The 11,948-nt window shown below is 46.4% G+C and carries 12 protein-coding genes; 8 read left to right on the plus strand and 4 right to left on the minus strand.

Features of this window, described 5'->3' with window-relative positions:
* The first annotated feature begins 270 nt into the window (after nucleotides 1-270).
* The 4 genes from BCT27_RS02750 (at nucleotide 271) to phaC (ending at nucleotide 4,519) form a co-directional block, all read left to right on the plus strand.
* On the plus strand, nucleotides 271-1,011 hold the full coding sequence (locus BCT27_RS02750; RefSeq protein WP_102317368.1) for an SDR family oxidoreductase: 741 nt from the start codon (nucleotides 271-273) through the stop codon (nucleotides 1,009-1,011).
* 17 nt (nucleotides 1,012-1,028) lie between these two features.
* Nucleotides 1,029-2,240, plus strand: coding sequence for an acetyl-CoA C-acetyltransferase (locus tag BCT27_RS02755; RefSeq protein ID WP_102390302.1), 1,212 nt, complete (start codon nucleotides 1,029-1,031; stop codon nucleotides 2,238-2,240).
* A gap of 49 nt (nucleotides 2,241-2,289) precedes the next feature.
* Entirely contained in the window at nucleotides 2,290-2,637 is a 348-nt protein-coding gene (locus tag BCT27_RS02760; protein WP_102317370.1) for a phasin family protein, read from the plus strand.
* A gap of 61 nt (nucleotides 2,638-2,698) precedes the next feature.
* The gene (phaC, locus tag BCT27_RS02765; RefSeq protein WP_102317371.1) at nucleotides 2,699-4,519 is read left to right on the plus strand and encodes a class I poly(R)-hydroxyalkanoic acid synthase; all 1,821 of its coding nucleotides are present in this window, start codon (nucleotides 2,699-2,701) and stop codon (nucleotides 4,517-4,519) included.
* Nucleotides 4,520-4,613: 94 nt separating this feature from the next.
* On the opposite strand, the gene tcdA is transcribed toward phaC, so the two are convergent.
* Together tcdA and BCT27_RS02775 are read right to left on the minus strand one after the other, a co-directional pair.
* The gene (tcdA, locus tag BCT27_RS02770; RefSeq protein ID WP_102394972.1) at nucleotides 4,614-5,417 is read right to left on the minus strand and encodes a tRNA cyclic N6-threonylcarbamoyladenosine(37) synthase TcdA; all 804 of its coding nucleotides are present in this window, start codon (nucleotides 5,415-5,417) and stop codon (nucleotides 4,614-4,616) included.
* Between the two features lie 96 nt (nucleotides 5,418-5,513).
* On the minus strand, nucleotides 5,514-6,395 hold the full coding sequence (locus BCT27_RS02775) for a LysR substrate-binding domain-containing protein (protein WP_102317373.1): 882 nt from the start codon (nucleotides 6,393-6,395) through the stop codon (nucleotides 5,514-5,516).
* A 134-nt stretch (nucleotides 6,396-6,529) separates the two neighbouring features.
* On the opposite strand from BCT27_RS02775, the gene BCT27_RS02780 reads away from it, so the two are divergent.
* From BCT27_RS02780 to BCT27_RS02790, 3 genes are all read left to right on the plus strand, one after another.
* Nucleotides 6,530-7,849: an aspartate aminotransferase family protein gene (locus BCT27_RS02780; RefSeq protein WP_102394973.1), complete on the plus strand. Its 1,320-nt coding sequence runs from the start codon at nucleotides 6,530-6,532 to the stop codon at nucleotides 7,847-7,849.
* A gap of 9 nt (nucleotides 7,850-7,858) precedes the next feature.
* Nucleotides 7,859-8,692: a beta-keto acid cleavage family enzyme gene (locus tag BCT27_RS02785; protein ID WP_102390299.1), complete on the plus strand. Its 834-nt coding sequence runs from the start codon at nucleotides 7,859-7,861 to the stop codon at nucleotides 8,690-8,692.
* A gap of 127 nt (nucleotides 8,693-8,819) precedes the next feature.
* The gene (locus tag BCT27_RS02790) at nucleotides 8,820-9,791 is read left to right on the plus strand and encodes a TAXI family TRAP transporter solute-binding subunit (RefSeq protein WP_017012238.1); all 972 of its coding nucleotides are present in this window, start codon (nucleotides 8,820-8,822) and stop codon (nucleotides 9,789-9,791) included.
* A 112-nt stretch (nucleotides 9,792-9,903) separates the two neighbouring features.
* Here BCT27_RS02790 and mltA read toward each other — a convergent pair whose 3' ends face one another.
* Nucleotides 9,904-11,004 carry a murein transglycosylase A gene (gene mltA, locus BCT27_RS02795; protein WP_102394974.1) on the minus strand — a complete coding sequence of 367 codons (1,101 nt, stop codon included), beginning with the start codon at nucleotides 11,002-11,004 and terminating at the stop codon, nucleotides 9,904-9,906.
* Nucleotides 11,005-11,244: 240 nt separating this feature from the next.
* Between mltA and BCT27_RS02800 the strand changes: the two genes are divergently transcribed.
* On the plus strand, nucleotides 11,245-11,466 hold the full coding sequence (locus tag BCT27_RS02800; RefSeq protein ID WP_017012240.1) for a hypothetical protein: 222 nt from the start codon (nucleotides 11,245-11,247) through the stop codon (nucleotides 11,464-11,466).
* A gap of 13 nt (nucleotides 11,467-11,479) precedes the next feature.
* Here BCT27_RS02800 and BCT27_RS02805 read toward each other — a convergent pair whose 3' ends face one another.
* Nucleotides 11,480-11,827 carry a DUF2850 domain-containing protein gene (locus BCT27_RS02805; protein ID WP_102317377.1) on the minus strand — a complete coding sequence of 116 codons (348 nt, stop codon included), beginning with the start codon at nucleotides 11,825-11,827 and terminating at the stop codon, nucleotides 11,480-11,482.
* Nucleotides 11,828-11,948 lie beyond the last annotated feature (121 nt).

The raw sequence follows: 11,948 nt of genomic DNA on the forward strand, positions 1-11,948 counted from the left end.
TTTGGCTTATTTTTTGTCGAGTCAGATCTTATTTCCACAATTCTCACCTCCATCCTTTTGCCTTATTCACCAGATTGTATATCTTTGTTCTCGGTGGTCACAAAACCATCACAATAATAATTTATTTTATTTGAAGGCTAATTAAGTTTCTAAGCCTTAACCCTTATCGCGCTAAAACTAAATAATTATCGGTGCCTGTATTTTTGGATGGTCAAATGCAGTTACAGGGGTCAATTTTAATTGCTTGTTGTTAAAAGAATGGAGTCATCAATGAAAAAACTCGCGCTCATCACCGGATCGAAAGGTGGTATCGGCTCGGCGATCACAGAAAAGCTGGTCAGCCAAGGCTATCGCGTGATTGCAACGTATTTCACCGGGAACCTAAGTTGTGCCGAGGAATGGTTCGAGGAGAAAGGATTCAACGCTGATCAAGTACGCCTCTTAGAACTGGACGTGACCAACACACAAGAATGTGCTGAACGTCTACCTCAACTTCTTGCCGAAGAAGGCACTATCGACGTTTTAGTTAACAACGCCGGTATTACCCGTGATGGTCAATTCAAGAAAATGGTCGCTGATAACTGGCATGCCGTTATCGACACCAACCTCAATAGCTTATTCAACGTCACCCAACCTCTGTTTGCCGCCATGTGCGAAAAAGGCAATTGCCGAGTGATCAATATTTCTTCGGTAAATGGCTTGAAAGGTCAATTTGGTCAAACGAACTATGCTGCTGCGAAAGCAGGCATGATTGGTTTTACTAAAGCATTGGCTTTTGAAGGTGCACGCTCAGGCGTCACGGCAAACGTTGTTGCCCCTGGTTACACTGGTACGCCAATGGTAGAAGCGATGCGCGAAGAAGTGCTTGAATCTATCAAAAACGAGATCCCAATGAAGCGCCTTGCGCGTCCTGAGGAAATCGCAGAAGCAGTCGCGTACCTTGCAAGTGATGCAGGTGCTTACATTACCGGGGAAACGCTGTCCGTCAACGGCGGCTTGTACATGAACTAAGCAAGGAAATTTTTCACATGGAAAAAGTGTATATCGTTGCAGCCAAACGTACTGCTATCGGCGCGTTCACAGGTTCGCTAAAAGACACACCAGCAGGTCAACTTGCTGCTGTTGCAATCAAAGGCGCACTTGAAGCCGGTAACGTTGCTCCAGAAGCGGTTAACGAAGTTATCCTTGGTAACGTCGTTAGTGCAGGACAAGGCATGGGAATCGGTCGTCAGGCTGCTATTTTTGCAGGTTTGCCACAAACCGTTCCAGCTTACGCAATCAACATGGTTTGCGGAAGCGGCATGAAAGCTGTCATGGATGCAGTTACACACATTCGCTGTGGTGATGCTGACGTTGTCGTCGCAGCGGGTGTAGAAAACATGTCTCAAATCCCATTCGCGGCGTCAGGCTCACTGCGCGGCGGTCAAAAAATGGGGGACATCAGCATGAAAGACCTTCTAATTACTGATGGCCTGACTGATGTCTATAACCAATATCACATGGGCGTTACTGCAGAAAATGTCGCTGAACTTGTTGGCCTTACCCGCGAACAACAAGACACCTATGCAGCACAAAGCCAACAAAAAGCCGTTGCAGCCGTTGAAGCAGGTCGATTCAAAGATGAAATCGTCCCTGTGGAAGTGAAACAACGTCGTGAAACGGTTTCGTTCGATACCGATGAATACCCGAAAGCTGATACCACACAAGAAGGCCTAAGCAAATTGCGTCCGGCGTTTAACCGTGAAGGTACAGTTACCGCTGGTAATGCTTCTGGTTTGAACGATGGCGCAAGCGCAATCATTGTTGCTTCTGAAGCAGCAGTGCAACGTCTTGGCTTGAAGCCGTTAGCTGAAATCACCAGCTACGCACAAGTTGGGTTAGATCCAAAAATTATGGGCTTAGGCCCTGTGGGTGCAGTAACCGAAGCGCTGAAAAAAGCAGAGCTTTCGATTTCCGACGTGGATCTGTTTGAGCTCAATGAAGCCTTTGCGGCACAGGCGCTGGGTGTTGTCCACCAGCTTGCTGACACACACGGCGTCAGCCCTGAAGCCATTTTAGAAAAGGCAAATGTGAATGGTGGCGCAATTGCGTTGGGTCACCCTCTAGGTGCATCAGGTAACCGCGTTCTCGTTTCCCTGATCCACGAGTTGGAAAAGCGTGAAGGCACATATGGTGTGGCTTCGCTATGTATCGGTGGCGGCATGGGTACGGCAGTTGTCGTGAAACGTGCTAGCAACTAACGAACGTAAAACCCCTTTGGAACTAATTCAAACACTTAGGAGATACACAATGTACACAGATATGTTTAAAGCATTCTCAGAGCAAACTGAAAAAACACTTGCCCCTTACGTTAAATTCAACAAGCTTGTTGCTAAAAATGTTGAAACGTTGACTGAACTTCAACTAAACGCAGTTCGCACTTACAGCGAAATGGGTCTAGCTCAAGTTAAAGCAGCAAGCAGCGTGACTGATGTGACTTCTTTGACGTCATACAGCAGCCAACAACTTGCAGCAATGACTAAGCTTTCTCAACAAATGATGGATGACAGCGCGAAGCTTCAATCTGTTGCTAAAGAGTTCAAAGACGATTTGGATCAACTGACTTCAGAAAACCTTAAAGCGGCTACTCCAGCTTAATCAAGGTCACCGCCCTCCTTTCTAGGAGGGCGGTGTTGTATCCGATCAAGAGGGTTTACACATGTTTCAGAGCTTCTTCTCGGACTACCTTGAAAAACTCCAAGAGAGTAACCAGAAATGGTTTAAGGATCTTGAGCAAGGCAAGGCAGCCGTAAACACCCCCCTGAACAAAGCAATGCAAGAAATGAGTATCAATGATACGACTCAACTTCTTGAAAATGCCGCAAATCAACCTGCTGCAATGTTGCAAGTTCAGATGCAGTGGTGGGAAAAGCAACTCGAAATCTGGCAAAACGTGGCGCTCGCTTCAAACTGCGAAGACATTGTTGGCCCAGAAAAAGACGACAAACGATTCCAAGACAAAAGCTGGCAAGACGAAGCGTTTTATAGCTTCATCAAACAATCTTACCTGCTATTTGGACGTACTTTCCTTGAAACCATCAATGCCGTAGAAGGCCTAGATGAAAAAGCGAAAGAACGCCTCACTTTCTTCTCACGCCAAGCCATCAATGCGATGTCTCCTAGCAACTTCATTGGGACAAACCCAGAGTTGTTTCGCCTAACGCTTGAGCAAAATGGTGAGAACTTAGTAAAAGGACTCGAGCAGCTTCAAGAAGACCTTGAATCTAGCTCTGACATCCTGAAGGTCAGAATGACAAACAACAATGCTTTCCGCATTGGTGAAGACATTGCGAACACCCCAGGTGATGTGGTGTATCAAAATGAATTGTTTGAACTGATCCAATACCGCCCAATGACAGAAAAGGTCAATGCAACACCATTATTGGTAGTGCCTCCTTTCGTCAATAAATACTACATTCTTGATCTTCGCGAGAAGAACTCGATGATGCGCTGGTTGGTTGAACAAGGCCACACCGTATTCATGATGTCATGGCGCAACCCAGGCGAACAGCAACGAAACGTTGAGTTTGGTGATTATGTCACTGAAGGTGTTGTTAAAGCAGTCACTGCGATTGAAGACATTACTGGTCAATCGCAAATCAATGCTGCAGGTTACTGCATCGGCGGTACTGTATTAGCAAGCACCATTGCTTACTATGCGGCAAAACGCATGAAAGCGCGTATCAAATCAGCATCGTTCTTCACAACGATTCTCGATTTTGCTCAGCCTGGCGAAGTAGGCGCATACATTAACGATAGCGTTGTCAGTGCAATTGAAGCACAAAACACCGAAAAAGGTTACATGGATGGCCGCTCACTGAGCGTCACCTTCAGCTTGCTTCGTGAAAACAGCTTGTACTGGAACTACTATGTCGACAACTACCTCAAGGGGAACAGCCCTGTCGACTTCGATCTCCTTTACTGGAACAGCGACAGCACGAATGTTGCGGGTGCAACCCATAACTTCATGCTGCGTGAACTTTATCTGAACAATAACCTAGTGAAAGATAAAGGCGTGAAAATTGGTGGTGTGTGGATTGATTTGAACAAAATCAAAGTCCCGACCTACTTCATTTCAACCAAAGAAGATCATATCGCACTTTGGCAAGGCACTTACCGTGGCGCGCTCAATGTCGGTGGCAACAAAACCTTTGTGTTGGGTGAATCAGGACACATTGCAGGCATCGTGAACCACCCTAGCCGCAACAAATACGGTTATTGGGTGAACTCTGAGTTGAGTGAATCAGCGGACGAATGGTTTGAATCCGCAAGTCACAACACAGGGTCATGGTGGCTTCACTGGGACAAATGGCTTGAAGCATATAGCCCGAAAGAAAAAATCGAGCCCTATGCACAAGGTTCAGAGAACTTCCCTGTACTCACCGTTGCCCCAGGCAACTATGTGAAACAGGTACTGCCTATCGAGCCTAAAACTGAAAAGCCAGAACCAATAAAAGCACCAGCGAAAGCTGAAGCATAATGTTGAGTTAGGTGTGCTTTAACACCAAACGCAAAAAGGCCGATTCACCATGAATCGGCCTTTTTTATGTTCAGCTTTTACCGCGTTTTGCTTTTTATTTTTTCGTCGTCAATTTGGCAATGATGCGAGATACAGCGACAAAACCAAACGTTGCTGTCACCATGGTCGCCGCACCAAATCCGCTCGCACAATCCATGCGTTTAGGCCCTTCTGCGCTTGCTTTGGTTTCGCACACGCTGCCATCAGGTTGCGGGTACTTCAATTGCTCTGTTGAGAACACGCAATCAATACCAAACTTACGCCCTTGAGTCTTGGTGAAGTTATGGAAACGACGTAAATTATTACGCAGCTTCGCCGCCAAAGGGTCTTGGATTGTTTTCGTCAGATCGGCAACTTGAATTTGTGTTGGGTCAATTTGACCACCAGCACCGCCTACCGTGATGATTTTGATCTTGTTACGCTTACAATATGCAAGTAACGCGGTTTTTGGTTTGATGCTATCAATAGCATCTAACACGTAATCAAATTCTTTCGTGATGTACTCAGGGATATTGTCTTCTGAGATAAAGTCATCAATCAAATTGATTTGGCAATCAGGGTTAATGGCTAGCACGCGATCGGCCATCACTTCAATTTTGCTCTGACCAATGGTGCCAGACATTGCATGGATCTGGCGGTTAATATTGGTGACACAGATATCGTCCATATCAATCAAGGTCAGCGTACCCACGCCACTGCGCGCCAAAGCTTCCACAGCCCATGATCCTACACCACCTATGCCGATAACACACACATGTGATTGACGAAGGATCTCCAGTTCAGACATACCGTACAAACGGCGTGTACCGCCAAAGCGTTGTTGGTAGCTTTCTGATGCTGGTGAAGGTGATGTAGACATAGTTAGCGGCTCTGTTTCAGTTTGCATTGATGGACTGCGGTTTATACGCGTTTGACGTGAAAATGTCCACGCTCACAAAGCGCACTCTTCCCGCTGTTAAGATCTGATGATTTCACATTTCAGCCAATCGATCACTTGCTTTACAGCCGCTAAACGCCGCTTATGACCATGACAAAACAGGAAATACCCATACGCGCTATCAAAGCGCAATGACAAAGGGTTCACCACCGCTCCTTGTTTGATAGATTCTTGAATCATAAATTGCGGGATGAGGGCAATTCCCTGACGGTGCTTCAGGGCCTCGAATGCCATATAGAAATGCTCAAATCCACCACCATAGGTTGGGCTATCTGGCGACACCCCAAGTTCATGCCAAAACTGGTTCCAGATCTGAGGGCGCGTGATGTGACTTATCGACGTAAGAGATACCAGCTCAGAGATATCACGAATAGGCTGCGGACATTGATCTGGGTTTGCCACCAGCATCAAACGCTCACGGATAAGTAACTCTGCATCTTCTTCATGGGTTGAAAGTGGCAAGCAATGTATCGCAATGTCACCTTGATAGTGGTTTTGAGTATCTGATGTCACGCTGGCGCGGATCGCGAGATCGATATTTGGGTGTAATTGCTGAAACCTATTCAATTTAGGAATAAGCCACATACTTGCTAACGACGGCGGCACTGAGATGTCTATACGACTTTGCGTCTCAGAGGTTTGCATTACGGTGGATGTAGCGTGCTGTAAATTCTCTAATGCTTCAACAACCGACGGTAAATAGCGCCGACCGGCATCCGTCAACTCGACTTTCCCACCGTTTCTTTCAAACAATGAACATCCCATCAGTTCTTCCAAATGAAGGATTTGTTTGCTGATGGCACTTTGCGTCAAATTCAAAATTTTCGCCGCTTTCGAAAAACTCAACGTTTGCGCCACGATCGTAAAGGTGCGTAGTGTTTTCATGGGGGGAATTGGCATCGCCATTCTTTACAGCCTCGCTACACTATGATTTTTTGGCATACCCTCCGAATTTATATCGTTTGCTGTTCATTTTCCAACCCGCTAATACTAACTGTTGAATACTTCTATTTTTAGGGCGGCGCAGGGATACCATGACCCACATTTTACAAAGACATTGTCATTCTAAACTTCCAACGGTTACAGGCGGTGAAGGTGTTTTTCTTCTCGACACTGAAGGACGTCAATACCTAGACGGTTGCGGTGGTGCAGCGGTTTCTTGTTTAGGTCACAGCCATCAAGGTGTGTTGAGTGCGATTCAAACTCAGTTGAATACTATTCCGTATGCTCATACTGGCTTTTTTACTTCTCCTGCAGCTGAAGAGTTGGCGGAGCGCCTTTGCGACAGAGCACCGGGGCCACTGAATCATGTTTACCTCGTCAGCGGTGGATCGGAAGCGGTGGAATCCGCGCTAAAAATGGCACGTCAGTATTTTCTAGAGAAAGGCGAAACGTCACGTACTCGCTTTATCGCCAGACGACAGAGCTACCATGGTAATACGCTAGGCGCATTAGGTGTGGGTGGAAACATGTGGCGCAAAGAACCCTTTGCTCCTTTGCTTCAAAATGGGGAACTCATTGCCCCGTGTTATGCCTACCGTGACAAACACGCTGATGAAACAGATTTCGATTATGGTCAGCGCGTGGCCAATGAGCTTGAAGAACGCTTATTGATAATGGGGCCAGAAACCGTCATCGCTTTTGTCGCTGAGCCCGTTGTGGGCGCTACCGCGGGGGCATTGGTCGCCGAGAAAGGGTACTTCAAACGCATTCGCGAGATCTGTGACAAGTATGGTGTGCTCCTTATTCTCGATGAGGTGATGTGCGGCGCAGGAAGAACAGGCACCTACTTTGCTTATGAACAAGAAGAGATTGTTCCAGACCTTGTCACACTCGCTAAAGGTCTAGCTGCAGGCTATCAGCCTATTGGTGCAGTCATGGTGCATGAGAAAATCTACAACGCTATCGCTGGTGGTACTGGCTACTTTCAGCACGGTCACACTTTTATGGCTCACCCCTTGGCGTGTGCAGCTGCGTGTGCCACGTTGAATGCTATTGATGCAGGACCATTGAGCGAAGTGACCGAAAAGGGCCAATACCTAGTCAAACGTTTAAGCGAGACATTCAATGCCCACGACTATGTCGGTGACATTCGCGGGCGTGGACTTTTCATTGGTATCGAAATGGTGCAAGACAAAGCCACGAAAACCCCGTTCGCGTCATCGCGTCCACTGCACACCGAAATAAAGAAAACGGCGATGTCACAAGGACTGATGTGTTACCCAATGGGCGGCACGATCGATGGTCAGCAAGGGCACCATATCTTGCTTGCACCACCTTTTATCATTTCTGAAAACGAGATTGATGAGCTTGTTCGCCGACTCTCTCGCACCATGGATAACGTATTTGCATAAGGATTGACCGTGCAAAAAGGAAGAACCATCATCGTCGCGCCCAACGGGGCGCGTCGAACCAAGGAAGACCACACGCAATTACCCATGACGCTAGACGACATGAGTGTCTGCCTACGAGACGTTGCAAACGCGGGGGCAGCCATGGCTCACATGCATGTGAGAGACGTTCATGGAAAACACACTTTAGATATTGGACTTAACCGAGAGTGGCTCACTGAAATGCGTGCTCGCTTCGATTCCGATTTGGTGATTCAACTCACCACTGAAGCTGTTGGCATGTACCAACCTGAAGAGCAAATCGCCCTTGTTCAAGGCACTGAGCCTGAAACCGTCTCCCTCGCCCTTCGCGAACTTCGCCCCAACGCCAGTTATGAAAAAGCCGCGAGCCGTTTTTTCTACGAACTGGCTGAACGTCGAATCTATGTTCAATACATTTTGTATGATGCAGCAGATTTGTCGCTTTATTTTCAGATGGTTAATGACAAGACATTGCCTTATAACGGTCATCACCTACTATTGGTACTGGGGAAATACAAAAAAGACATGTTGTCGACCCCGACAGATTTACTCGAATTCGATATTAAACGTTTAACGAATGAGGGAATTTCTTGGGCAACATGTGCTTTTGGGCAATATGAACATCAATGTCTAAGCGCAGCAATGTCGCTAGGTGGTGATGTCCGAGTAGGATTTGAAAATAACCTAATAAATTTAATAGGACAGCATGCGGAAAATAATGCTGAGCTCGTCCATCAAATCACAAACTTGTCTCAAAAGATGGGTTTAAATATCAATTCTGCGGAAGATTTAAGAAAAAATATCTCTCGTAGCTTTGAAGCGTGAAGCCTATCTCTTGCGATCGGAAAAACAACTATTAGATAATCCTGTTGCAACTTGGATTCACATTTTATTTACAATTAGCGGACTCGCACCGCGAAAGCAATCACATCATCGACAAGGAACATAAAGCATGAAAGCGTTAAAACCTACGATCGTCGCAATGAGCTTTGCAGCTGCTTTAGGTACTGCCGTGCCAGCACAAGCTAACCAGTTTGTCACTATCGGTACTGGTGGTGTCACTGGTGTGTACTACCCAACGGGTGGTGCAATCTGCCGTTTGGTTAATAAATCTAAGAAAGACCACGGTATCCGTTGTTCAGTAGAAAGTACTGGCGGTTCTATCTACAACATCAACACCATCCGTGCAGGCGAGTTAGACATGGGTATTGCTCAGTCAGACTGGCAATTCCACGCGTACAACGGTAGCAGCAAATTCACTGAACAAGGTCCATACAAAAACCTTCGTGCAGTGTTCTCTGTTCACCCAGAACCGTTCACTGTTGTTGCTCGTGCCGATGCAGGGATCAAAACGTTTGATGACCTAAAAGGCAAACGTGTAAACATTGGTAACCCAGGTTCAGGCCAACGCGGTACGATTGAAGTACTGATGGACGGCATGGGCTGGACAATGGACGACTTTAAGCAAGTGTCAGAGCTTAAAGCTGCGGAGCAATCTAAAGCGCTATGTGATAACAAAATCGACGCAATGGTATACACCGTTGGTCACCCAAGTGGTGCGATTCAAGAAGCAACCACTGCGTGTGACAGCGTAGTAGTGGAAGTAAACAATGCTGCGGCTCAAAAGCTTGTCGCTGACAACGATTACTACCGCTCAGCAACTATCCCAGGTGGCATGTACCGTGGTAACGATGGCGATGTAAACACCTTCGGTGTGGGCGCAACGTTTGTTTCTTCAACTGAAGTACCAGACGAAGTGATCTACAACGTTGTTAAAGCTGTGTTCGAAAACTTTGACGATTTCCGTCGTCTGCACCCAGCTTTCGCAAACCTGAAAAAAGAAGAAATGGTTTCTGACGGTTTGTCTGCGCCACTTCACCCAGGTGCGGCTAAGTACTACAAAGAAGCTGGCCTAATCAAGTAATTGATTACCGAGTTTTGAAAGCAAAAAGGCGGGGTCAATACCCCGCCTTTTTCCTGTCTGTTGAAACGTCGCGCAGCTTAACCGCTTAGTTCACTCTTTTATTTGTGAATGTCTATTTATCGGTTGCGTCTGGTGTTTCAGATACTGTTGCCTCTACAGGCTTTGTCAGTTTCCACACACGTCCAAAGTGTTTGTGATGACCCGCTTTAATCCCAGCCTCTTCACCCATACCATGGTACAAGTCGAGATGGTTTTTCTTCACCGCCCCGCCGGTGTCCAATGCCATCAGAAGTTTGAGAATATGTTGTCCATTCCAATTACCTTGCTCATCAAGCTGAGGGATTTCTGCCAACAAAACAGAACCCATAGGCAAGTATGCACGGTCAGCTGCAACAGACGCACCGGACAGCAATGGTATACCGGCAGTGCCTGTCACTGGTGCTGCAGCTCTCGGCGCGAAGAATACGTAAGACGGATTCTGGTTTAACAGTTCAACCACTGTCGCTTCATCTTGTTGCGCAGCCACCCAATCTTTGATGGCTTTTAACGACATTTTTTCTCTTGAGACTTCGCCGCGTTCAATCAGCACTTTACCAATGCTGACATAAGGGTGGCCATTTTTCCCACCGTAGGCGAAATACTCAAGTTGGTCATCGTCACCAAAATCGATGAAGCCACTGCCTTGCACTTCCATGATGAAGTTATCAATCAAGGACGCGCTATAACCAAGTTCTAAACCTAAGCCGTCCAAAGCACCATTATAAACTTCTTCGCGCGTAGGACACCGCTCACCACACGTTGGCTTCGCGTAAACCGGATAACGAAATAGCGCATCAGGTTGATGACGCATTTCGATCACTGGTGAGAAGTAGCCCGTGAACATCACATTGCCATTGCCATCACCACCACCCATTTGCTCGAGTTGGATGCCGTAATCGGTCAATGCCGTTGGCTCCCCGCTTTCCGCCAGCCACGCCTTAACACTGTCGTAAAGAGGCTGATTAGGTTGAGACAAAGAAGGCGACAAGGTTTCTACTTTTTCCAACTGCGCAGGGAAAAGCGAATAATCCTTGGTTTTATCTGAAGCTACCGATGTGACGGGATTAAGCACATCGCCAAAATTACCATCGATATACTGTTGCCCACGGTCTGTTGGGCGAGCACAAGCGGCGAGAAGTAGAGAAAAGCCGACAACAAAAAGAGTGCGATTCACGTTAAATCCTGATCGTAAAAACTGAAATAAAAGGGTGACAGATGCCCGTGTCTTCTGCAACGGAAACCGAGTTTCCCCTTCTTTTATCGAGGATAAAAAATGCGATCCAACACAACCATAGAGCTCAATGACCCAGCATTGAAACAATTTGTCACAAAAACGTAACTTTCATCCGTTTAAATGACCGACATAAAAGTGTCTTAAAAATTAAACAAAATTAAAATAAGAAGGGAGTTTGAAATGGACTTAAAAGTTGGCAGGAAAACCCTATTAGACCCTGATGCCGTTGAGTATCAATGGATAAGGACGCTCGCCAGTGATGGCAGTACCGATGAAATGATCAACCACAGCATTCGTCGTTGTTTGGGTGGAAATGAAGACACCGCAGATAAAATAAGACGTGTTGCATTAGGGATAGCACCAATGGCTGAACTCTTGCGTTCATTGCCGACACACTACTAAACCCCTTTGCGTATCAGCGTACCTTTACAAAAGGCGTACTGTAATGATACGGCTTTTCCCTTTGTAGTGTTTGCTTGTCTTCAACCGTATAAAGATAGGTATTGTTACCCACGGTATAAATCAGCTTACTGCCCGTAAACTCGAAAAAGCTCGTAGTACGGGCACCTTTTATATAGATCCCATCTTTTCGAACTTCAAAACGGTCAGCAGCATAAGGGGCAACGCCCTGCTCTACCCACTCTCCGTAGATTGCAGATTCATCTACCTCGGAAAAAATATGCACGCCGTTTGAAGTAAGGAAAATGACAGCACTAACAACAAGGGCAACAAACAGCGCAATAGATTGTCCAACTATGCCCACGGCCAAAAACTCTCAGAAAGAAGAAAATGCATTATTAACAATACTATTATAAAAAGTCTGGTATTGCCTTCAAAGTCATATATTCAGAGTTTGAACCCGAATCACGCCTATTGCCAAACAG

It is taken from the genome of Enterovibrio norvegicus, from assembly GCF_002876705.1.
Classification (GTDB): Bacteria; Pseudomonadota; Gammaproteobacteria; order Enterobacterales; family Vibrionaceae; genus Enterovibrio; species Enterovibrio norvegicus_B.

What these genes read in the sequence shown, in the direction of transcription:
- BCT27_RS02775 (WP_102317373.1), bottom strand. Translation starts at nt 6,395, where the DNA reads ATGCCAATTCCCCCCATGAAAACACTACGCACCTTTACGATCGTGGCG.
- tcdA (WP_102394972.1), bottom strand. Translation starts at nt 5,417, where the DNA reads ATGTCTACATCACCTTCACCAGCATCAGAAAGCTACCAACAACGCTTT.
- BCT27_RS02780 (WP_102394973.1), top strand. Translation starts at nt 6,530, where the DNA reads ATGACCCACATTTTACAAAGACATTGTCATTCTAAACTTCCAACGGTT.
- phaC (WP_102317371.1), top strand. Translation starts at nt 2,699, where the DNA reads ATGTTTCAGAGCTTCTTCTCGGACTACCTTGAAAAACTCCAAGAGAGT.
- BCT27_RS02755 (WP_102390302.1), top strand. Translation starts at nt 1,029, where the DNA reads ATGGAAAAAGTGTATATCGTTGCAGCCAAACGTACTGCTATCGGCGCG.
- BCT27_RS02800 (WP_017012240.1), top strand. Translation starts at nt 11,245, where the DNA reads ATGGACTTAAAAGTTGGCAGGAAAACCCTATTAGACCCTGATGCCGTT.
- BCT27_RS02790 (WP_017012238.1), top strand. Translation starts at nt 8,820, where the DNA reads ATGAAAGCGTTAAAACCTACGATCGTCGCAATGAGCTTTGCAGCTGCT.
- BCT27_RS02760 (WP_102317370.1), top strand. Translation starts at nt 2,290, where the DNA reads ATGTACACAGATATGTTTAAAGCATTCTCAGAGCAAACTGAAAAAACA.
- BCT27_RS02750 (WP_102317368.1), top strand. Translation starts at nt 271, where the DNA reads ATGAAAAAACTCGCGCTCATCACCGGATCGAAAGGTGGTATCGGCTCG.